General features: G+C 46.7%; 12 protein-coding genes and 1 pseudogene. 3 read left to right on the top strand and 10 right to left on the bottom strand.

The genetic code is table 11. The features are described 5' to 3' along the window. Nucleotides 1–269: 269 nt before the first annotated feature. A complete protein-coding gene (locus NA59_RS00065) occupies nt 270–554 on the top strand; it encodes a hypothetical protein (RefSeq protein WP_044406057.1) in 285 nt (94 codons plus the stop codon). A 30-nt stretch (nt 555–584) separates the two neighbouring features. Here the strand turns inward: NA59_RS00065 and NA59_RS00060 are convergent, their stop codons facing one another. The 4 genes from NA59_RS00060 to NA59_RS00045 form a co-directional block, all read right to left on the bottom strand. Beyond that, complete coding sequence (locus tag NA59_RS00060) at nt 585–1,433, bottom strand: hypothetical protein (protein WP_052501347.1); 849 nt, start codon at nt 1,431–1,433, stop codon at nt 585–587. Continuing rightward, a complete protein-coding gene (locus NA59_RS00055) occupies nt 1,430–1,888 on the bottom strand; it encodes a universal stress protein (protein ID WP_044406054.1) in 459 nt (152 codons plus the stop codon). Before NA59_RS00055 ends, NA59_RS00060 begins: the two co-directional genes overlap by 4 nt. A 121-nt stretch (nt 1,889–2,009) precedes the next feature. Further along, the gene (gene tsaB / locus NA59_RS00050) at nt 2,010–2,654 is read right to left on the bottom strand and encodes a tRNA (adenosine(37)-N6)-threonylcarbamoyltransferase complex dimerization subunit type 1 TsaB (protein ID WP_044406052.1); all 645 of its coding nucleotides are present in this window, start codon (nt 2,652–2,654) and stop codon (nt 2,010–2,012) included. Beyond that, nucleotides 2,654–4,585: an ATP-dependent DNA helicase gene (locus NA59_RS00045; protein WP_052501346.1), complete on the bottom strand. Its 1,932-nt coding sequence runs from the start codon at nt 4,583–4,585 to the stop codon at nt 2,654–2,656. Before NA59_RS00045 ends, tsaB begins: the two co-directional genes overlap by 1 nt. A 207-nt stretch (nt 4,586–4,792) precedes the next feature. Between NA59_RS00045 and ykgO the strand changes: the two genes are divergently transcribed. Next, on the top strand, nt 4,793–4,918 hold the full coding sequence (ykgO, locus tag NA59_RS00040; protein ID WP_044406047.1) for a type B 50S ribosomal protein L36: 126 nt from the start codon (nt 4,793–4,795) through the stop codon (nt 4,916–4,918). Between the two features lie 226 nt (nt 4,919–5,144). On the opposite strand, the gene NA59_RS00035 is transcribed toward ykgO, so the two are convergent. From NA59_RS00035 to NA59_RS14080, 6 genes are all read right to left on the bottom strand, one after another. Continuing rightward, nucleotides 5,145–8,834, bottom strand: coding sequence for a response regulator (locus tag NA59_RS00035; protein ID WP_083944819.1), 3,690 nt, complete (start codon nt 8,832–8,834; stop codon nt 5,145–5,147). 7 nt (nt 8,835–8,841) lie between these two features. Continuing rightward, nucleotides 8,842–10,872, bottom strand: a complete 2,031-nt coding sequence (locus tag NA59_RS00030) for a response regulator (protein WP_198401022.1) — start codon at nt 10,870–10,872, stop codon at nt 8,842–8,844. Continuing rightward, a complete protein-coding gene (locus NA59_RS00025; protein WP_052501345.1) occupies nt 10,869–13,511 on the bottom strand; it encodes a bifunctional diguanylate cyclase/phosphodiesterase in 2,643 nt (880 codons plus the stop codon). Before NA59_RS00025 ends, NA59_RS00030 begins: the two co-directional genes overlap by 4 nt. Before the next feature lie 773 nt (nt 13,512–14,284). After that, nucleotides 14,285–18,061, bottom strand: coding sequence for a PAS domain-containing protein (locus NA59_RS14085; protein WP_052501344.1), 3,777 nt, complete (start codon nt 18,059–18,061; stop codon nt 14,285–14,287). A 169-nt stretch (nt 18,062–18,230) separates the two neighbouring features. Beyond that, on the bottom strand, nt 18,231–20,942 hold the full coding sequence (locus tag NA59_RS00015) for a hybrid sensor histidine kinase/response regulator (protein WP_198401021.1): 2,712 nt from the start codon (nt 20,940–20,942) through the stop codon (nt 18,231–18,233). A gap of 21 nt (nt 20,943–20,963) precedes the next feature. After that, entirely contained in the window at nt 20,964–23,729 is a 2,766-nt protein-coding gene (locus tag NA59_RS14080; RefSeq protein WP_052501343.1) for a methyl-accepting chemotaxis protein, read from the bottom strand. A gap of 151 nt (nt 23,730–23,880) precedes the next feature. Here NA59_RS14080 and NA59_RS00005 point away from each other — a divergent pair. Then, nucleotides 23,881–24,109: pseudogene (locus NA59_RS00005) on the top strand (IS5/IS1182 family transposase); the annotation flags it as partial.

Genomic DNA, 24,109 nt, shown 5'->3' with positions numbered 1-24,109 from the left:
ATTCAGCCACTGGCGTAGATTAAGTAGTTTAACCAGGCATGATTTTATTTACTAGTTTAATTGTGCTGAATTAGGGAAATTCAATCTAAATAATAAGGTGATATTTTAACAGCCAATCGGTTTTTTTACGGGCTTATAGTAATTTGACAAGCTTTTCTCGTACAAGGGGCTCAAATAATATTTATCGGGGAATAAGTAAGTTTTAATTTTTTATAGTTTATTTGTGGTTACAATGAAACTGCGTTTTTCAAATAACTTGGGAGAGTGTCATGAAAAAAGTTATCGCACTATTTGCTACATCTGTTTTACTTTCCGTATCCTCAACTGGTTTTGCTGAAGGTAACCCTGAGTCTGGCAAGGCCCTTCATAAAGAAGCCAACTGCCTATCCTGTCATACAGCTAATCCTTACAGCACAGCCAAAACCCCGAACTTTGAGCGTTTAGTTAAAGCCGTAGACTTTTGCAATACTAACTTAAATACGGGTTGGTTTGAAGACGAAGTGCTTGATGTAGCTGTTTATTTAAATCAGAAATATTACAAATACCCACGCTAAGCAAAAAAAGCCGGTTTAAACCGGCTTGAATCAATTACGCTTTACTCGTCCTAACTGCGCTAGGGTTTGCGTTAAGGATGCTACTTCCGCCGCATCCGCCTTTTCAAGATTTTCGTACAGCTGGTAATAGGCATCCTGCACAATTTTATCCAGCGCACTGATTAAGAAAAAAGTCTTTACGTCCTGTAAGACTAACGCCTGATCACGTGGGCGTTGATACCAAATCTTAGCCAACGCGGCATCCGATTCTAACAAATGTGCAATCTGGCTTATTAAATCATTTAATGGTGTGACCGTTTCATAAGGCCAATAAGGCCTTCCCCAACCCTGGTCATAAAACGCTAGACGATGCGCAATGGCCAGCTCTAACGCGGGTTTCATGCCCACTAAGCCAATTGGCTCTAAACCATTAATCGCCCGCTCAATACGTTCAGGCGCCAAAATAGGCGCATCGGACAACCAGCGACCAAATACCACCCAGGTATTATTACGCTCAATATAGTGGTATTGACCAGAACGGTGTGCCATCACATTTTGTGCCGGGACAATATACTCTAAATTACGCTGACGCAAACTGCGTGTATCCTGCCACAACTCCCAGCCATCACCGTACTCATTACTGGTATTTGAAACCGCTACAGGCGTACAAAAAGCGCCATAATCATGCCCCTCAACATAGTCTTCGACTTTAATTTGATAATCGCCATTTTCGGTGATGCGCGTCACTTGACCAATAATAAACGCATCATCACGAATATTCGTAGAAGGCAAACCAACAAACACCGTATCGCCTTGCTTAAAAGTTTGTGCCAATGCGGGATGCGCCATCCAAGCAACTAACACAAAAATAAGACTGATCGCTTTATAAGAAACACTCATTCATTATCCCCTAAGTTTACAGCCAACACATCACAAGAGGCTGTATGCAAAATACTGTCCGCCGTTGAGCCGATTAAACGCTGAATCATCGATACACCGCGTCGTCCTACAACAATTAAATCGGCCTTCATTTGCTCCGCGTGTTTAACAATATCTTGTTTTGCCACCCCCACCACAATTTCACAAGCCGAAGAAGGAATACCTTCCTTTTCAGCCATACTGACTAAACGCTTCAATGTGGCCTGCTGAAGCTTATCGGCCACCTCATCCGACCAGATACCGGGCAAGCCCGTAATCGCAATATCCTCTAAAACAGGATAAGTGGGCATCTCTGTGACATGTAATACCTGTAAGTCGGCAGAATAAATATCCGCTAACTGCTTAGCGCGACTCAAGGCCTGCTCACTATGAGTAGAAAAATCAACGGCGACGAGAATGTTTTGATAGTTATGCATAATGCTTTTCCTTTTTACACAGAATCTGTGGATAAAATTGTTGGAAACAACGGGGGTTTCATAAAAACTTCAATAAAGTCTTGCATCTAATAGAGTATGCTTAAAAAATAGGCAATTAGCTTCAAGACACCGAAGGGCGCAAATAAATTGGCTGTGGAATCTGCTGGCCTAAACTATACGCTTGCGCAGGTCGCTGCCTTGCCAACTGGGCAATCGCATTCGCATTCGGCACCGCATCCAACCAACGAGAAAACAACGCCGCCTGCGCGGGATAACTGGTTTGAATATCCCCCACGCCGTTACAATCTGATGCGGGATTAATCATAGCAGCCTTAACTAATTGTGCTGTGGAGCAATTAAGCAACTGACCTTGTGTATCGAACTCACACCACTGGGTGTATACCTCGCCCATGCGTGCATCAAGACAAGCCAACCAGTGGGTCTGCCCTGTTTGTTCAAACGCTTGATAAGCCATCGCCTGTAAAGACGACACCGCAATCACCGGCTTATCCCAACCCAATGCCAACCCCTGCACCACTCCTGCCGCAATGCGCAGTCCCGTAAAAGCGCCGGGGCCTTCGCCAAAAGCCAACGCATCAATATCCTGCGCTTGAAAACCGGCTTGGCTTAAGACCTGGTCGACCATTGGTAAAATAAGCTGGGCATGTTGCTGTGGCGCATATTCCTGCAAACTGACACATACCTGCTCACCGACCAAGCTCACCGCACAATTCGCCGTAGAAGTTTCTATCGCTAATACATTCATCACTTTACTTCTTTCTTTAATTTTTTTAATAAATTCAAAGGGGCATCGGCTTGATAAACCCATGGAAAATCCGGCAAACTCTTCATAATTGTTTGCCCATACCCTTTGCTCGACAATCGAGGATCACATAGTACCAAAACCCCGCGATCATTCACATCACGAATCAGCCTTCCCGCTCCCTGCTTTAACGCCATCACGGCCTCGGGTAACTGAAAGTGTGCAAAACCACTCAAGCCTTTCTGTTTGAGGTAGCTTTCACGTGCTTGCACCAATGGATCATCCGGTGGCGCAAATGGAATGCGATCAATCACTACCAATTGTAAGTCCTGCCCCTTAACATCGACCCCCTCCCAAAAACTACTCGTGCCGAGCAAAATAGCCGCCTTCTCCGATTTAAAGCGCGCCAACAACCTGTGTTTGGCATCCTCGCCCTGTACCAGCAGCACGCCCTTCCAATGCGCAGCCAGTAATGTCTTTGCTTCATTTAACGCACGAAAACTGGTAAACAGCAAAAAAGCACGCCCCTCACTTTCTTTCAACAACGGCCAGACCGCACGCATACAAATTTTAATATAATCCTCAGAACGCGGATCGGGTAACCCCACCGGATGATAAATCACGCCTTGGGCTTGATAATCAAAAGGGCTTGGCCAGACCGCTGTTTGCGCCTGTGCCAAACCCAAGCGCTGCACAAAATAATCAAAACGCTCATGCACACTCAAGGTCGCCGAAGTAAATACCCAGCCCCCGCCTATCGCTTCACGCTGACGACTAAACGGCTCTGCCACGCTCAACGGTGTCATATTCAACTTAAAACGCGCCTGTGAAGACTCCGCCCAACGCACCTCTGTCTCTTTTTCAGTGTTAAGCCAAAGGTTTAACTGCGTCTCTAACTCCTGTGTACGCTTTGCCACAGCGGCTAAAAGCTTGCCGCGCTTTTCTAGCGTTTTTAAATGATCAGCCAAGGTAGCTAATTGGTTAATCAGCCGCTTAATGTGCTGTAAAAAAACCGCTGAACCCGCCAACTGCTCCCAGTTCCAACGCCTATCCCACTTCCCCAGCGCCTCATTAACTAGCTTAACTTGCTCTTGCAACACATTAACGCGATCAACCACATCCTCCGACTCATTCGACTCCTCCGCTTTGGCTTGCTTAATATCACGACACAACTCATCAAGCTGAAAGCGCGACACAGAAAAACCTAAAAACTGCGCCGCAATGTCCGGTAGCTGATGCGCTTCATCAAATACATAGCAATCCGCATCCGGTAACAGTTCACCAAATCCTTGCTCACGCAATGCCAGATCGGCACAAAACAAATGATGATTGACCACCAGCACCTGCGCTTCAAGTGCTTTTTGTTTAACCTTAGGATAAAAACACTCACCCTCTTTTTGACAAGCCGCCGCTTGGCAGAACTCTAACTTTGCACACACCTTGCGCCAAAGTGGGTCCGACTCATCAATCACCCCGGCTTCAGACAAGTCACCCGTTGCACTGCTCTCCATCCAATGACGCAATTTAGCCAATTTTCGCCAATCAGACTTCGTATTCTTAAACAGCGTTTCTGCCTGATGTAAGCGTTGTTCGCAAAGATAGTTCTCACGCCCTTTTAATTGCATCACCACACCCTTTACACCACAAACCTTTTTTAACAAGGGCAAATCCTTGTCGACCAATTGTTGTTGCAAATTCTTAGTCGCCGTAGAGATAATCACCTGCTTGCCTGATAACAAGGCTGGAATTAAATATGCAAATGTCTTCCCGGTGCCGGTGCCGGCCTCTACAATTAATGTGTCATCAGATTCAAAACACGCTGTAATTTGCTTGGCCATCTCAATTTGCGCTGTACGAACAGAGAACCCCTCGATGCGCTGCTCAAGCGCGCCGTCTTTATTCAAAAACGCTTCAACGCGCGCCATCAACGTCATAATTTGCACCTAACTGCATTCATAATATATGCCCAGTATTCACGATAAAACAACGATAAAAATGAAAATCTGTCGCTAGCTTAGCGAAAAATAGGATGATTTCAATCAAAAACTAAAACAATTAATAGACAAACCGCCATCAAATCAGTAAAATGCGCCTTTCAAATTTGAACCGAGCTGTGAAGCTCTTAACCTAGGTAACTCACTATGAAAATTTTATCTTCATTAAAATCAGCAAAAACGCGTCATAAAGACTGTCAAATCGTTCGTCGTCGTGGAAAGGTTTACGTGATCTGCAAAACCAATCCAAAATTCAAAGCACGTCAACGTTAATTAAAACGCTGAACCCCTAAAAAAGCCGTCCTGATCAGACGGCTTTTTTTATGGCCTCTTATTTCTCATTGGCCTCTGTTTTTTTACCTGGCGGCAATAGACCCTGCGACTTCGCGCAGGGTGACAGGGCAATTAGGAGCTATTTATTCCTTAACTTAATGGCCGTGGCGCTGTGCGTGGGAACGCCACCATTCAATTTATGGCGGGTTAAGTGTCCCCATGGCTCTTAAATCATACACACACGGTTACGGCCGTTTTCTTTGGCTTGATAGAGTGCATCATCGGCTTGCTTGAGCATCTGTTCGGCCTGTTCGTGGTTTTGTGCCCAGCCTGATATCGCGCCAACACTGATCGTAACGTAATCCGCTACGTTTGAATACTCGTGTTTCAGTTTTAACGACTCGACCGCTGAACGCAATTCTTCAGCTACACGCTGAGTACCGCGCTGCCCGGTTTCAGGTAACAGCACCACAAACTCCTCGCCCCCATAGCGGGCTAACAAGTCGCCAGGACGGTGAATCACCGCTTGTAAGGCTTGTGCGACTTTTTGCAAACAAATATCGCCTTGACCATGACCATAATGATCGTTGAAGGGTTTAAAGAAATCAATATCCAGCATAATCAACCCCATCGGCTTGCCGCTGCGCGCTAAACGCATGCTTTCACGCATCAAACTTTCATCAAACTGGCGGCGGTTGGCGATATGCGTTAACCCATCCATATGCGACATTTCTTCGAGCAAATCGGTTTTGAGCTTTAGTGCCAAATGATTACGAATACGAGACTTCACAATAGGCAAATGGAAAGGTTTAGAAATATAATCCACCGCGCCCATATTTAAGCCTTTTTCCTCGTCATGCCGTTGATCCAATGAACTGACAAAGACAATCGGAATGTTTGAGGTACTCGGTTCATTTTTCAACCTATGGCACACTTCATAACCATCCATATCTGGCATCATAATATCCAACAACACCAGGTCGGGCTGAGGTTCTGACTGTGCCAAGTTCAATGCCTTTTGGCCTGAGTTAGCCAATAACAGCACATAGTCAGCCTTTAAACCATTTGCTAAAACGCGTGCATTCGCCGGTTCGTCATCGACAATTAAAATCCGAGGTTTTGACTGGCGCAATAAACTGTCGGTTTTGGCTTGCGCACCGACCAGGCCTGGTTGCTCAATCATCTCGCTAGCCGCTTGTTGCACATCGTCGTCGGTTAAAGGTGTTTTTTCAACTCGCTCATGCTCTAAATATTGCATCATCACCTGTTTGAGCTGGTTTAAATCAATTGGCTTAGCCAGATGTGCATCCATGCCAGCGGCGAGGGCTTTCTTTTTGTCCTCCACCATCGCGGCGGCGGTCAAGGCCACAATCGGCACCGAGCTGTTAAATTCACGAATAGCACGGGTCGCCTCATAGCCGCCCATCACTGGCATTTGAATATCCATCAGCACCAGCTTGTAGTCATGCGTTTTTACCGCTTCAACCGCCAGCTGTCCGTTTTCGGCATACTCCACCACCAAATTCAAATCCGCCAACAACTCGGCCACGACTTCGCGGTTAATCTCGTTATCCTCAACCACCAAAATCCGCTGGCCTTTAAATTGCACATTCACATCACGCTCCACCACACCTAAACGATCTAGACGCTGCAATTGATTTATCGCGTTATACAGATGCGATGGGCTGAAAGGCTTGTGCACAAATGGATAGGCATCATCGCCGCTCATCGCCAACTCGGCCTCGTCGTGTGCGCTCACCATCAACAACGCCGGCAAGTCGGTTTCATGCCCCGATTCTAAATACAGCTGTTTGATTTGACGCAATGCTAGCAAGCCATTGAGTTTTGGCATCTCCCAATCCATTAAAATCACACGATAAAAACGGGCATCCTCTAAATGTTCGGCGACCTTCTGCACCGCCTGCTCGCCATTCTCAGCCTCATCGACCTCAAACTGCCAAGACTCTAAAACCTCGCGCAAAATCGCTCGGCTAATCGGCTGGTCATCAACCACCAATGCGCGACAGGGTGCTGGATCACACACAAACGTATGCGCCTTGCTTTCCACATCGGTTTGCACTCTAGGCAAGGTGAGGCTAAAACTAAACATCGAGCCTTCACCCGGTGTCGATTGCACATCAATATCACTGCCCCCTAATAGATGCACCAAACGCTGGCTAATCCCCACCCCCAAACCCGTACCGCCATATTTACGGGTGGTCGAGGTATCGGCTTGCATAAATGCACTAAACAGACGCTGACGCTGTTGCACGGTCATACCAATACCGGTATCGCGCACCGCGAACACGAGGGAAACCTGATGGGTTTCTAAGCGTTCCACCCGAATACATAACTCAATTTCGCCCTTCTCGGTAAATTTCACCGCATTGCCCATTAAATTGGTCAAGACCTGCGTCAAGCGTAAACTATCACCAATCAAATCGGTGGGGACATTCGGGCGAAGATGAAACGCCAGTTCCACGCCTTTACGCACGGTCATATCGCTAAACAACACGCTGACTTGATCCAAAACCTCATTGAGTCGGAAAGGCTTACGCTCGACCTCTAGACGTCCGCTCTCGATTTTTGAGTAATCCAATACATCATTAATAATGCCAAGCAATAACTTTGCTGAACCATGCACTTGACGAACGCGACGTTGATGCTGTTCAGGTAGATTTTTATCATGCACCATCATCTCACTCAAGCCAATCACCGCATTCAACGGGGTCCGAATTTCATGGCTCATATTCGCTAAAAACTCAGACTTGGCCTGGTTAGCTTGCTCGGCCACAAATTTAGCCTCGGTCATCTCATTTATCATCGTTTGCTGTTTAGCCCCCAAACGATTAAACGCCGCCACCAAACGCCCCAACTCATCTTGACGGTTAGATTGAATGGGCGCAAAATCTTGAGTGTCATTTGACATCTGATCAATTTGCTGAACATACTTGCTCAAAGGTTCAAGTTCCCTTCGCATAAACCATGTCAATGTCATCAGCATTAAACCCATCAACAAAACTAAAAGCCAAACCAAGTTCCATAATAAAGGCCAAATGGGTTCTAATACAATCTCCAAAGGCACGGCATGCACCACCTCCCAGCCCATTCGTTCAATCGGATCACTGCTAAACAGTACATCTTGTCCAAGCGCACTCGTTGCAAAACCAGACACTTCACCGCGCTGGATAGACTGCAGAATGCCACAAATCTCAGCATAGCCGGATAAAGACTCGAAAACCAAGTCCGAGTTTGAGGACGCCACAATCATATCATTTGCTTTATCAACCACATAAAACTGGCTTAAGCGATTCGATACTAGGCGATTTGATAAATTGATTAAAAAATTATCCTCCCGTAGCAAGGTGACACCGAACAAAACGCCATGGGCTTGATTATCGGCGCCCACAATGGGCACGGCGATATTAAAAATAGGTTGCCCCATCGCCTTACCCACTAATGGAGAGGTAATGATGGACTGTTGCGTGCCTAATACCTGTTGAATAAACGCTCTGGAGCTCGCATCAATACCCACCCGGCCCTCAACAACCGGTGAATCCACCACAATCCGCCCCGTCTTATCGACAACAATCAAGCCATTATTAAAAAAACCATGTAAACGCACACGGCTATCTAACAACGACTGAATTTCATCAAAGGGTAATAGCCCATTGCTATCCGCAAGCTGAGATGAAAAATCGCCCAGGGTTTTTAATCTATCTGCCAACTCTTGCTCAATTAACAAGGCCAGTTGTTTGTTAGCATCTTGTTGTGCCAGCTGATAGCGCTGCCTGTTGTCTTCATACACGGTAAAAGTAACCAGTAGCCCAACAAATATAAACAAAACAACCAACATCAAATAACTAAACAGCATCACCCGTAATTTCATCGAATTTTTTAATCGTTCTATTAACATAATCATCCTATTGCTTTAAATAACTCGCTAAACACGCCAACAAGGCGTCAGAATCAATCGGTTTGGAGAGGTGATCGTTCATGCCCACACGCAAGGCTTTGTTTTTATCTTCAATCATCGCCGCCGCCGTCAGCGCGATAATTGGAATCTCACTATTAAATCGGCGAATGGCTTGGGTGGCCTGATAGCCATCCATAATTGGCATTTGAATATCCATCAACACCAAATCAAAATGATAACGTTCGACCATTTCCACCGCTTTTTTACCGTCCGCGACCACACTCACAGACAAACCGAGTTTCTGTAATTGATTTTTGGCCACGATCTGGTTAATTTCATTATCCTCTACCAATAAAATTTTGCCAACAAAAGCCTGCGCAGTGCGTAACGTTTTGCTATCGTGCATGCTACTATTGTCTGGCGCACTGGAGTTGGGTTGATAGGTACAAGGCAAACTAAAGGAAAAAACGGTGCCTTGCCCCAATGACGAGCGCAATGCAATCCCCTCGCCACCGAGCGCTTTCACCAAGCGCTGGCTAATCACCAAGCCTAAGCCCGTTCCACCGTGTTTGCGCGTAATTGAATCATCCGCTTGGCTAAAAGGCTGAAACAGGCGTGCCTGCTGTTCGCTGCTCAAGCCTACTCCGGTGTCTTCAACCGAAAATGCCAACCAGGCCTGGTTGGCGTCGCGCAGGGTTTGATGGACTTTTAGGGTGATGGAGCCTTTGTCGGTAAACTTTAAGGCATTACTTAACAAATTCATTAACACTTGACGAATACGGCCCGCATCGGACTGAAATTGTAAATTCGCATCCAGTTGGATATCGAGTTTGAGAGTTAAGCCTTTTTTCTTCGCCATCGGGCCAAATAAATCCAAAATAGGACGCAGTAACGCACGCCCATTAAACCACTGCGGCTCCAGCGTTAACTTACCCGCCTCAATTTTGGAAAAGTCTAAAATATCATTCAAAATGGTCAATAAGTTTTTGGCAGACTGATAATTTTTTTGCAAAAGCTGAGCACGCTTTTTCTCATCAGTTTCATCCAACGCCAGTTCGCTTAAACCCAAAATACCATTCAAGGGGGTGCGGATTTCATGGCTCATATTAGCTAAAAAAGCCGATTTAGCTTGATTGGCCGCTTCGGCTTTTGCCACCGCTTGCTCTAGCGCAACAGCTTGTTGACGTCGCTGCAACAATAACCCGCTAATATAAAGCGTAGGCGCACTTAATAACAAAGCCAATACCAAAAACAGCAATATCAACCAGGCCTGGTTAGGCGCATGCGTTGGCCAACCTTGCTGTGGGATGGCGGCAATATACCAACTGCCATAGGGCAGATACACGGGTTGGGTTTCAGGTTGCTGGCGAAACACTGAGTCATCACCATAAAAAATAGCGCCATGCTGTCCACTGGCATTTTGGCCACGCATCGCAATTTGTAAGTCGGTTTGCTTGAGCCCAGACGCTTGATAAACCAATTCCACTGGCATCACTGATGACACTAACCCCCAAAAATGCGCCTGCCCATCTTGTTCAACAAACACCGGAAAACGCGCAATAAACGCCACGCCCCCCTGCATTAAATTCACCGGTCCCGCTAAGACTAAGGCTTTAGCGGCCTTCGCCTCAATCGCCGCGGCGGCTTGCGCTGGAATCTGCATATAATTCATCCCGACTATGGCTTCATTGCCCGCCAAGGGATACATATAACTCACGGTTAAGTCCGGAGCGCCAGCAATATTTTGGACTATTGGATAATCATCAATTAATTGTTGAGCAAAGCTATCAAATTGCGCCGTGGATAAATCAGGATTCAGCCTGATATAGGCCACCAAGCCCTCAATGCGGCTTGCGCTACTGATTATCACCGTTTCTAACTGCACACGAAGCTTTGCAAGTTCTTGCTGAGCATGAAAGCGCTCCATCGCCAAATGGTCTTGCTTGTTTTTTTCGATAACATAGAGCCCTGCTAAGCAAACAGCTACAAACACCAATAACGCGGGTACGCCATACACCCAATAACGCAGTCGATTCAAGATTGTGCTCCTTGACATTGATTCAGGGTAATAAATTCGTCGGACTTAACAGGCGGACTGCACAAGAAACCTTGATAGCTCTCGCAGCCATTTTGCGCCAACCAATCGAGTTGCGCAGACGTTTCAACCCCTTCGGCTATCACGCCAAAACCCAAGTTATGGGCCATTTTGATAATAGTTTTAGCCAACTGCTGGCTTTTAACATCGCTGACCACATCGTCAATAAATTGCTTGTCAATTTTAAGTTTGCTCAGGGGCAGGTTGCGTAAATAAATCAATGATGAATAGCCGGTGCCAAAATCATCAATCGCAATATGAACCCCTAGCTTTCGCAATGCCTGCATCGCGCTAATGGCCTGTTGTTCGTGGCGCATCAGCCCTGATTCGGTTAACTCCAACTCCAGCAGCTCAGCGGGATAGCCGGTTTTTTTCAGCGCCTGCTCCACTTTTTCAACAAAATTGGGCTGTTGCCATTGCAGTGCCGCGACATTCACCGCCAACACCCGAGCTGGTTGGCCTTGCTCTAACCAAGCGCAGCCTTGTTCTAAGGTCGCATTCAACACCCAATCACCCAACGGAATAATTAAACCAATTTCTTCGCAAATCGGAATAAAATAACCCGGCGATACCATGCCCAGCTCAGGATGATGCCAGCGCACCAAGGCTTCCGCGGAGATGATTTCACCGGTATGCAAATCAACCTGCGGCTGGTAATACACCTCAAATTGATTTTGGTTGAGCGCTTGTTTGAGTTGTAGCTCCATTAGCAAACGCTGTTGCGCTTGTGCGGTCATGTGCGGCTCAAAAAATAAAAATCCGCCACGCCCCTCTATTTTAGCTCGATAGAGTGCTGTGCCGGCCTGTTGAATTAACTGTTCGGCACTGATGGCAGGGTCTTTAAGCAGTGTAATCCCCACTGTCACACTTAGCGTCATTGATTCGCCATTGCTCAGTCTGATCGGCTTAGCCAGCTGATTGATTAACTGACTGGCAATGCGCGCCGCATCTTCGGGTTTTTGTAACTCATCAAGCACCAGTGTAAACTCATCACTCCCAATACGCGCAACGGTGTCGGTTTTTCGGCGCCCATCACAGAGCGTATGCGCGACTTTTTGTAATAACTCGTCACCGAGCGCATGACCATAACTGTCGTTAATGGTTTTAAAACGATCAATATCTAACATCAAAATCGCCAAGTGTTCACCCGTATGCGGTGGACGCGAATGATGGGATAAGGCTTGCTGCAAATGGATGTGCAATAACCGACGATTCGCCAAACCTGTAAGCGGATCATGGTGCGATAAATAATCCAGTTTTTGTTCTGAATTTTTTAGTTTGGAAATATCAGCAAACACAGCCAGATAGTGCGTAACCTGACCGGTATCGTCTTTTAGGCTGGCAATACTTAACCATTCGGCAATCAAATCGCCATTTTGTTTTCGGTTCCAAATTTCCCCCTGCCAGCGCCCTGTTTGCGCTATTGTTTGCCACATACTGGCATAAAATGCCTTGTCGTGACGCCCTGATTGCAACAAACGAGGGGTTTGCCCAATCACTTGCGATGACTGATAGCCCAGCAAATCACAAAACGCCTTATTCACCATTTCGATTTCACCAGCAACATTCGTGAGCATAATCCCCTCACCGGTGTGGTCAAATACCTTGGCCGCGACTTTAAGGTTGTCCTGCATTTTGCGTTGTTTGACCTGTGCGCGCAAAAAAACCAAGGCGCCTAAACCAAACAGGATTAAACCAAACACCAAACTCATCAATAGGCTGGTTACATAGACAGGCTGTAATAAACGCGCTTTTTCAACCTGTGAAAGTACACTCCATGCCGGGTTATCTAAGCTATTGCAATAAATCCAAATAGACTCACCAGCTAGGTTTTGACAGGCTACTCTCCCAACCTTCAACCTCTTCAGCTTATGTTTAATTACATTCTGATAACCCTCTAAGGCTTCCGCACGATAATGTAATCGCTCATTCAAACGAACAGGGGTTTGCGCAAAGAGTTGTTGATCATCAAAGCGAACCAACAAGGTTTGCGCACCGACCAGGTCGCTAGGCCACTTCATCATCAGTTGATCAATAAAGTTTTTGGGGTCAATATGAAACACCAAAACCGCCAAAGGCTCAAACGCATTCGCTTCTGACCACACCGGCATAATCATATCCAAATGACGGTGGCCTTGCTTATCTATAAAAACATCAGTAAATACCGGCTGTTTTTGAATAATCGCCTGCTTAAACTTTTCGCTGGTCAGGTTCGGCAAATGGGCGAAATGTTCCCCCGCATTGACAATCAACTCGCCATTGGCCTGATGCAAGGTAATCTGCCCGTAGTTTTTTGAGGATAAAAACAACATTAAACGCTGTTTAAGTTGTGATTTCTTTTGCGCATCCGTTAAGCTAGATTCAATCAACTCCTGAAAAATCAAATTGCTTGCTAACACCCAGCCATCCGCACGTCGTTCGTCCAACCAATAGTTTAGCTGCTGCGTTTTAAGCTCATTCACTGCTTGCAGCTCTTTATAAGCCGCGTTTTCAACTTGTTTGGCTTGCCAATAAAAGCTGCTAAAGCCAAACAACAATACTAACACGAAACCCGCTGCGATTAATTTATGTAGTTTTATCATATACTCTTTTGTATTTTTTCTGTAGTTAAACAAGATCCTTATTAGACCTAACCTAGCACACTTCTTTTCTCGTTCCCACTGTCCTCAGTGGGAACGAGGTTAAAAAAACCTGTCATTGCGAGGAGCGCAGCGACGCGGCAATCTCTCAAGGGCGTGCTCAGTCTGCCAGAGATTGCCACGGCCTTCGGCCTCGCAATGACACAAGTTGGTTCGCTCCGTATTGCCACTCATTGAGCCTCGTTCCCACTGTCCTCTGTGGGAATGCAGACCTGTCTATCAGGTACCTTCGTGCTCAAGACAAAAGACATCACGCTCTAGCGGTCTGCATTCCCACGCAGGAGCGTGGGAACGAGTTAACCTGTCATTGCGAGGAGCGCAGCGACGCGGCAATCTCTCAAGGGCGTGCTCAGTCTGCCAGAGATTGCCACGGCCTTCGGCCTCGCAATGACACAAGTTGGTTCGCTCCGTATTGCCACTCATTGAGCCTCGTTCCCACTGTCCTCAGTGGGAATGCAGACCTGTCTATTTGCCACCTTCGTGCTCAAGACAAAAGGCTTCACGCTCTAGCGGTCTGCGTTCCCACGCAGGAGCGTGGGAACGAGTTAAGTCCTTTACGTCCTTTCATTTGAGCCTCGTTCCCACTGTCCTCAGTGGGAATGCAGACCTGTCTATCAGGTACCTTCGTGCTCAAGACAAAAGGCTTCACGCTCTAGCAGTCTGCATTCCCACGCAGGAGCGTGGGAACGAGTTATTTTTTTGCCTCACAATTATACTTAATCGATTATCCCTGCAAGCGCTTCGGCGGCTTTTTCGAATTCAAACGCGTCTAAATATTGCTGAAAAACCAACCAGGCCTGGTGGTGCTTTTCAGGTATTTTGGCGCTTAATTCGGCGAACTCCTCATCATCAATATATTCACTGTTTTTAACTCTAACTAATAGCGAATTAATCTCAGAAACGGATAGAGATCTGTCGCTTGCGACTTGGCTGGTGGACGCTGATTCAGTTGCGGCGGTCAGTAGCGCCCGTGTCGCCTCAAAGGTTTCAGCAAACTGCGCAATTAACGCCGCAGGCGGCACTTGCTGCTGTTTAAGCAATAGATCAATTTGCTGGCTTAATTTAAACAAACCATCAATCGCCAAATTGCCAGCCACGCCTTTAAGCGCATGATTGAGCTGTTGAAGTTTTTGCCATTGAGCCTGCTCAATATTGGATGTCTTTAGCAATGCTTCTAAATCCGGCACTAAATCTGCATAATCTTGGGTTAACTGCACGCCAAACTTAGACAGCAATTTGCTATATAAGGCTTGGTTGCCATTTAGCTGAACTAAACCTTGCTCGTGGTTAATAAAAGAGGACTGCCCAAAACTAGTCGTTGGTTGACTCATTCTCTCGACCTCTATCTTACCTTCGGCTGTGTTCTTCTCTGCCTTTTGCGTGGTTAAATAATTACTCAACAACACGCGCAATTCCTCAATATTAATCGGTTTGCTTAAATGACTGTTCATGCCAGCGGCTAACGCCTTTTTCTTGTCTTCAATCATCGCCGCCGCGGTAAGGGCAATAATCGGGGTATCGCCATCAAACTCACGAATCGCGCGTGTCGCTTGATAGCCGTCCATCACTGGCATTTGAATATCCATTAACACCAAATCAAAATGCTGGTCACGGCACAAGTCCAACGCCTCACGTCCATTTTCAGCCAATGTCACCTGTAAGCCTAAATTACCCAACTGATTGCGCGCCACCTCTTGGTTAATCTCATTATCTTCAACCAGCAGCACATGCCCTTTTAAACGAGCGCCATCACCTTGATGCATCGAATGGGTTTTAATGCAGGTGATTTGCTGTTCAGTGGCGGGATATAGCGGCAAGGAAAAACGAAAGCATGAGCCTTGCCCAAGTGCTGACTCGACTTCAATCGCATGACCACCTAACAACTGAATCAAACGCTGGCTAATCACTAAACCTAGCCCTGTGCCACCATGTTTGCGGGTGATGCTGGTGTCGGCTTGGTGGAAGGCTTGAAACAGTTTTGATTGTTGTTCGGGTGACATGCCCATGCCGGTGTCTTTAATTTCAAAACACAACCAGGCCTGGTTGTCGTTTTGGTTTTTTTGACATTCACTTACGGATAACACCACCTCGCCCTGCTCGGTAAATTTTATCGCATTGCCCAACAGGTTTAACAAGACTTGGCGCAGGCGCAAACTATCGGCGACAAAAGCGCGTTTTTCTAAGCCGTGCATCTCAAGACGAAGCTTTACCGGCTTAGCGTCAAGCTGAACCGCAAACAAACTGGCGAGTCCATCGAATAAGCGACCCATAAAAAACGGCTGCGGATCCATTTCAAGCTTACCGGCTTCGATTTTTGAGAAGTCTAAAATATCATTGATAATGCCCAACAAAAGGCGGCCCGACTGATAAATTTTATTCAACTGTTCATGCAGAATATCAACATCATCCTGCTTCATCGCCAACTCGCTCAAGCCGATAATGCCATTCATCGGTGTGCGAATCTCATGGCTCATATTCGCCAAAAACTCCGACTTCGCTTGATTGGCCGCTTCGGCTTGGTGCTGAGCGATCGCCAATGCCTGCTGTTTTATTACTCTATCAGTTATTTCTTGATGGGTGCCGGCCATCCACTCGGGTTTGCCATCGGCTGTCCAGCTCACCACCTTGCCTCGGTCTAACACCCAAATCCAATCGCCATTTTTATGACGCATTCTGGCTTCGACTTCATAATGATCCACTTCGCCATTAAAGTGAGCCATTAATTGCTTTTCTGATTCGGCCAAATCGTCAGGATGTGCAAAAGCCATCCAAGTATCAATCGTGGTGGGTTCAAGCTCAGTTAGTTCATAGCCAATCAGCTGCGCCCAGCGTTGGTTAAAAAACGTCTGCCCGGTTTGGACATTCCACTCCCAAGTTCCCACGCCTGTCCCCCAGATAATATTTTCAAGGCGTTTGCGCTCCAGCCGGATATCCTTTTCGATTTTCTTAGTCGCTGAAATATCAATGTGCACGCCCATCATTTCAATCGGCTCGCCTTGGGGGTTGCTTTTAGTGACGCGTCCACGCCCTTGAAGCCAGGTCCAGCCGCCTTGCGCATTTTTGAAGCGGAACTCGACATTAAAACCGCTGTTCTGCGCCATTTGCCGTTGAATTTGCGCAAACATTGGCTGAACGTCATCAGGGTGAAGTCTGGCTTGAAAACTTTCCAGCGTGACCTCAAAAGCTTGCGGGGCATAGCCAAGCTGTCTATAGGCTTGGTCAGACCAACTAATATTATTGGTTTGCATATCCCAGACCCACAACCCTGTTTCAGAAGCCTCTAGCGCTAACTCAAGCCGCTGCTGTGCGCGTTCGGTTTCTAATTTCGCTTGAATTTGTTCGGTTTGATCGATCAAGTAGCCATACACAGACATCACCTCACCCTTGGCATCATAGGCTGGGCGGGTGTAATCGTAAATCCAATGCACAACGCCTTGTTTGTCGATAATGCGGTAGGATTGTTTGATAAACTCAACCTTATCGGCTAAAGCTTTTTCAAGTTCATTAGCGGTTTTGTCAAGATCATCGGGATGCACAATCTGACCAAATTCGAAACCTTCCTGCATCATCTCTTGTGCGCTGTAACCCAAAATGTCTTGTACGTTGTCCGACACAAATTTGACTGGCCAGTAACCTGTTGGCTGCCAACTAAATAGCATCACCGGCCCATTTTTAAACAGTTCGCGCTCAGCTTGTAAATGACGCTGTTGTTCGTCAAGCAAATTGCGCCATTTTTCATAGACTAGCGCAACTAGGTCTTTTTGATGTAATAAGCCAACCACCTTGTTGTTATGGGTCACCACCAGACGTTTGAGCTTTTTTTCACGACTAAAGCTTAAGGCTTGCTGCAAACTAGCCTGCCCATCAAGGGTAATCAGTGGCGATACCATGATTTCGCTAACCGGTGTTTCGACTGAAAGATTTTGGGCAATCGCGTGGGTGATGTCTTTTTGGGTGACAATACCAATATGCTGGTCATTAGTCGACTTGATAAGCGCCGCCGTTTGTTGTTGCTCGCGCATCGCAATCAGCACTTTTTTAAGGGGGGCCTGCGCATCAACTGACAAAAAATCGCTCAAATGAATGAGGTCATCAATGCGTTTAAACTCGGATAAATAATGTGGGTCTAGATGTGCCGCCATATCCGAGTAGCTGACGATACCACTAAGCTGTCCTTCATCATTGATTAAGCAAAGGTATTCAAAATGCCCTTCTTTTAACGCACTTAAGCCATCTATCACGGTGGCATCTTGATAAAGCGCGTTAATTTTCTGTAAATTAACACTGGCCAAGGTGTCTGAAAAATCTACTTCTTGCAACCGCAAAGCAATCAATTCACGCGCGGTAATCATTCTAAAGCCAGCTTCCCCTGTGATCACCAAGTCACGAAGCGATGCCTGATCCATTAAATCAACGGCTTGTTGTATCGTATGACTATCCGCCAAGGTGGTGACTTGATGAGTTGAAATCTGCGATAGTTTAGGGAAGAACATGAATTACCTCGACGCCTGAGCGGAACAAATATTTAACAAAATGATAGATAACTAACCATTATAAAGAATCAACTCAACTATTTCACAAATTCGCAGGACAAACGCCTCTAAATAACGCAAAATCATAGCAATAGGTAGGACTAACCTCGTCCCAAGCTATGCGTCACGGCTATTCACTTAATTGCGCATCAATAGCCGCTTGCATCTGTTGTACAGCCTCTTGCCAATAATCAATAAAATTTGCTTGAGGCAATTGGTAAACACGCACATGTTGATGCAAGGTTTCCAGCCATGCGCTTAACCCTTGCGCACCGATCATGGCACAGGTGCCGCGCAGACGATGTACTCGCTTAGCCAAGCTAATCCAACGTTGATACAACTCGCCACTAGGTATACTTAGATCGTCTTTTAGCGCATTTAACTCGGTTATCTGCAAGACTAGCGCCTGAAGATCTGGCTCGTGCCTGAATTGTTTAAGCGCTTGATGATATAAATCCACCTGACCCGCGTAATGACCCAGTGCCCCCACCGTATCTAGCGGATTACGGAGGTTTTCCTCAGGTGTTAGCTGATTAGCCTCGTCATCGTCTAATTGAATCGCTGAAAGATTTAAAAGTCGACATATATGATCCGTTAACTGATTGAGGTTAATCGGTTTGGGCAAGAACGCATTCATCCCCACTTCCATCGCGAGGAAATGGTCATGCTTGGTATTATCCGCGCTGATACCAATAATTGGCAAATCAGGCTTTATTTTACGCATTGCCGCCGTGGCTTCAAATCCGTTCATAATTGGCATTTGCTTGTCCATCAACACCAAATCAATCGGCTGCTGTTGAATGAGGTTAATCGCTTCTTGACCGTTTTCCGCGAGATAGCAATCAAAGCCTATACGCCCTAAGCCCTCGGATAGTACCGTACGGTTAACATTAATATCCTCAACGATTAAAATATTAATCGGGCGCGCTTTGAGCGTTTGCAGATTGGGTAAACGCGTTTGAGACAGTGCGATACGCTTTTCAGCCTCAGCAAGCTGTGCTTGGGTGCAGATATCAAACGGCAAACTGAATGAAAAACAACTACCTTGCCCCGGTGCGCTAGTTAAATCAATCTCATCCGCGCCCATCAATCGGACTAAGTCTTGACTAATCGTTAAACCAAGCCCCGTACCGCCATAAAACTGGCTGATTGAATCATCCCCTTGCGAGAAGGGTTTGAATAGGTTTTTTTGTTGTGACAATGACATGCCAATGCCGCTATCTTGAATACTAAACTGTAACCAGGCCTGGTTGGAATCCGCATGGTTTGTTGCCTCAACCGTCATGCTTATAGCGCCCTGCTCTGTAAACTTAAGCGCGTTGCTCAATAGGTTATTGAGCACTTGAAGCAGACGATGGCGATCGCCGCAATAGGCGGCGCTGAGGCTTGGGTCAAGCTGTATATCGAATACCAAGCCTTTTTGTTGTACCAAATCACGGTATTGGCTATCTATTTGCTCAACCAGGTCTTGAAGATAAAAAGGCTGGTTTTGTATCACCAGTTTCCGTTCTTCGATTTTGGATAAATCCAAAATATCATTCAGTAGCTCTTTTAAGCCTTCGCTCGATAAATAGATTTTTTTGAGGCAGTCGTGTTGCTTTTCGGCGGGTGTGTTCGGCGCAATGCCAATTTCTGCTAACCCCATAATCGCGGACAAGGGGGTGCGAATTTCATGGCTCATCACCGCTAAAAACCGTGATTTAGTTTGATTTGCCTGTTCCGCTTCTTGGCGTGCTTGATCGATTTTTTGTTGCTGGGCTTGCTGTTCAACCATCGCTTGGTTGAACGCCTGAATCAACTGATTCACCTCATCAAGCTGTTTGTAAGCCTTGGGTTCAATAGTAATTGGCTGATAAGGCATCTGCTTAAGTTGGTGCGCCGCTAGGCGCAATCGACGTAACTGATGGTGCATCAGCCAATACAAAATAGGCAACCCAATGAAAAACATTAACAACCCAATCAAGCTCATTTGCAGGGTCATGTGGTAGATAGGTTGGTGCAGTAGACGCGCTTCTTTGATGGAAACCAAGAGCCAATCAACGTTTTGTAGCGGATAGGCGCTAAAGAAAATCGGCTCCGCGTTCATGCTTAAAGCCTTTCCGCTGGAGAGTTGATTGTCTAAGGCTTGAACCAACGAGCGATCCAACCAATCATTAATCGGTTGAAAAATAAACTGCTTATCGGTGGAGCTAACAAATAGTTTTTGGGCCGGATCAATAATAAACGAACGGTCTTTACGCGCTTTGAACTGTTCATGTAGCTGCGAAAGCAAAGGATCTTGATTGAGCAGGATGATGCCAATCATAAACCCGAGCAGTTGCTTGTCTTGCGATAAAACAGGGGTGTTGACAATAAAAATCGGCGTCTGAATACGTCGCCCTATAAAGGGGTTGGAAATAAGCGGTTGGCGGTGCTGTTGTACCCATTGGACATGACTGCGGTCAGTGTAATCCGTGCCCACCCTGTCAGGCACAATAGGCGAATCGACTAACCCTTTTGCATCCGCATCCAGCAACAATAATCCACCATTAAACAGATGATGCAAAACAATCCGCTCATCGAGCAGGTCTTGGAGTTCATCAAGCGGTTTAAGTTGCCCACCATCATCCAGTAACAAATTAGTAAACTGGGTTAAGGCATCTCGGCGATGCGATAAACTCAAATCGATCATCTGGCCGGTCGTGGCGTTTATCGCGGTTTGTTCGGCGATAAATTGACGCTGGTGTTGTTCGGTGAAGTAATGCATCATCACCCCGAGCAACACCAAGCCAAATACCAGCGTAAAGCCCATCGACATCAGAACGATGCGCAGGCTTAACGAAGATTTAAGCGCGCTTATCAATGCGTTAAAGCGCCCATCAGGTTAAAACTCTGCCCATTCATCATTTGAGCTATTCGGTTTTTGCGTTGGTTTTTGCATTGGTCTTTGTCCCGATTTTTGTCCAACCTGTTGGCGGTTGGGCAAGGCGTTGCCTGCTGCCGGCTGGCGTTGCGCAACCGAGCGCGTTGCTGATGCTTGTGGCGCGGCGCTTCGCCCCGCCCCCGTATCAAAGAAACTCATTTCCTTGCGCAAAATCGCCGATTGACTGCTTAGGCTCTCAGCCGCCGCCGCGGTTTCTTCTACCAAGGCCGCATTCTGCTGGGTGACACCATCGATTTTAGTGATCGCATCATGCACCTGATGCATGCCTTGCGCCTGCTCTTTCGTTGCATTGGCAATTTGTACCACCAAGCCCGCCACTTCATCAATCGCGCCGGTGATTTCTTTTAACGCCACACCTGAGTCATCCGCTAGCTTGGTACCCTCTTCGATACGTTCAACACTCTCGCCAATCAGTTTTTTAATATCTTTCGCTGCTTCGGCTGATTTCTGTGCTAAACCACGCACTTCACCCGCGACCACCGCAAAACCACGGCCATGGTCACCGGCACGTGCCGCTTCAACCGCGGCATTTAGCGCCAACAGGTTAGTTTGGAACGCGATGCCGTCAATCAAAGTGACAATTTCAGCAATTTTATGGCTAGAATCCTTAATTCCTTGCATTGCGACAATGGTTTTACCCATGACATCGCTGCCTTGCTGGGCTTTGGTTTGCACCTGTACCGCGAGTTTAGACGCATGATCGGTGTTCTCCGTGTTTTGCTGAATCGTGGCGTTCATCTGTTCCATCGTGGCGGAGGTTTCTTCCAATGAAGACGCCTGTTCTTGCACGCGGTCGCTAAGATCATGCGAGCCTTGCGACACCTCTCTGGAGGCGCCATCAACGGTATTCGCCGCTTCCGACACCACATTCACCACTTCTTTGAGTTTTTCCATCGAATAGTTAATCGCGTTTTTAAGGTTATGTAGCTCACCTTTAAAACTACCCGCTGGCAAGCTGACGGTTAAATCACCTGAAGCTTGCGCTGCCACAACTTTCCCAATCTGGCTAATCGCATCCGACATCGCATTCATCGAAGAATTAATAGCCTGTTTCAGATTGGCTAACTCGCCTTGGGCCTCAACCCCCACCCTAGCGGAGAAGTCGCCTCCTTCCATTTTCTTCATCACACCAATAATGTCGGTCATGACGTGATCGATACTCGATAACGCACGATCTACTTGATCACGGAAGGCCTGCGGTACACTTGGATCCATTTGCACATCAAATTGACCCTGCTCCAGACCATTCATCACCTTAGCTAGCTCTTTCATCGTACTGTCTAAGCTAGACGCCGCATTATTAATCGCGTTTTGTAAAGGCACAAAGCTGCCTTTGGCGCCAGTAGCGGTTTGACTAAAGTCGCCCTCACTGATGGCTCGCGCGCCAGCCCCTACTTGGGTGAGGGCATTTAGCACATAATTTTGTAAGGAGTTAAACTTGTTAATCGTCACACCAATCGCATCGTTAGACTTATCTGTCATGCGTTTGGTCAGGTCGCCGGTTTGCTCAACATAATCGACCGCCGCACGCAGTTTACGCAAGCGCACTCTTAGTAGCGTAATCAAGAAATAGGTCACGCCTAAGATCAAGAGCGCAATAATAGCTAGCGTCACTTGGAGTTGCATCACAGGTTTAGCAATCGCTTGCTCAAGGTCACTCATTGGAATACGTGCCGATACAGCACCACGCACATCGCCAATTTTCCAATCCTGCTTGGTGCTATTTGGGTCATGGTTATGGCAGTTTAAGCAGGTTTGCGCATTCATAAAGTCCGGCACCGCCATTCTAAAATAGGATTTACCTTCATGTTGCTCTATCTGTACATAAGGCACGTCAGGGTTTTGAGCTAGTGCGTCTAAGGCGGCGACTTCAAAACTGTCGAGGTTAGCGGGGCCACGGAATTTGAACGGATGCGCACTGAAGAGTTTGACTTCGCCTACTTCGCTTTCTCCGTCGGCACTTTTCGACATTTCACCCAGCGCCAGCATCACGTTAGCCGCAAGCGGCAGGTGCGTTGGGTGGGTCGCGTACTCATGGCTTAACACCATACCTGCGGCCCTCACTTTGGGGACAATTTCATCCATGTAAAATTGACGCGAATTCATCGCCATGGTAATCATATCCGACGCCGAGTTGTGGCCGGCGGCGTACAGGCTTTCGTTTTTCATGTGCACCAAGCGCTCGGCAGTGATCGCACCCCCGATGAGGAATAACCCAACAATCGGCGCCATAATTTTTCTAAAGAGCGGTTGATCCCGATACCAATCAAATTTGGTATCGGCCGGTTTACGCGGCATGCTGTTTTTTAAAACCAACTTGCCTTCATCAATTAATTTATACGCCTGCTGTGCGGCGCTGATTTCGGCATCACTGGCCGGTACACGGACTGACATATAACCGCTAATCTGTCCGTTTTCTACAATCGGCGACGCATTCGCCACTACCCAGTACTCTTCGCCTGATTTTGCCCGATTGACGACAGTAGCCGACCAGGTTTTACCGGATTTTAATGTGGCCCACATATCCGCAAACACCTGCTTAGGCACGCTTGGATGACGTACCATATTATGCGGCTGGCCGATCATTTCTTCTTTTTTATAGCCGCTGACTTTAACAAAATCATCGGAGGCACTCAGAATTGTGCCGCGCAAATCGGTTGTACTGTATAACACATAGTCTGAGGGGATATGAATTCGGTTTGCCATGCGTAAGCTCCTTTAGCCTGTCACTTCAACTATTTCTACCTAGAGTCTGCTCAGAAAATATAAATCATTGTTTTAAAACAAAAATACTTGTTTTTGTGGTATAGTAATGCACAGTTTTTCAGCCCCAAGATATAAAAAAGCGTGCACAAAAATGATTCGAGACCACTCTGTAACCCAATTATCACTCAGCGAATTCGATTGGCCCTTCCAATCAGATCTTGATCCACAAAACCGCTGGGTTCAACTTGCACAGTGCATTCCATGGGATGACTTCGCCCAAAGCTACTATGCCAAGCTCAATCAAAAACGCGGTCGTCCCGCCAAACCCGCACGTTTGGTGATCGGTGCACTGATTATCAAACACAAGCTTGCACTCTCTG

Origin of the sequence: Thiomicrospira microaerophila (assembly GCF_000934765.1) — a bacterium.
GTDB lineage: Bacteria > Pseudomonadota > Gammaproteobacteria > Thiomicrospirales > Thiomicrospiraceae > Thiomicrospira > Thiomicrospira microaerophila.
This window is presented reverse-complemented; position numbering and strand designations above follow the sequence as displayed.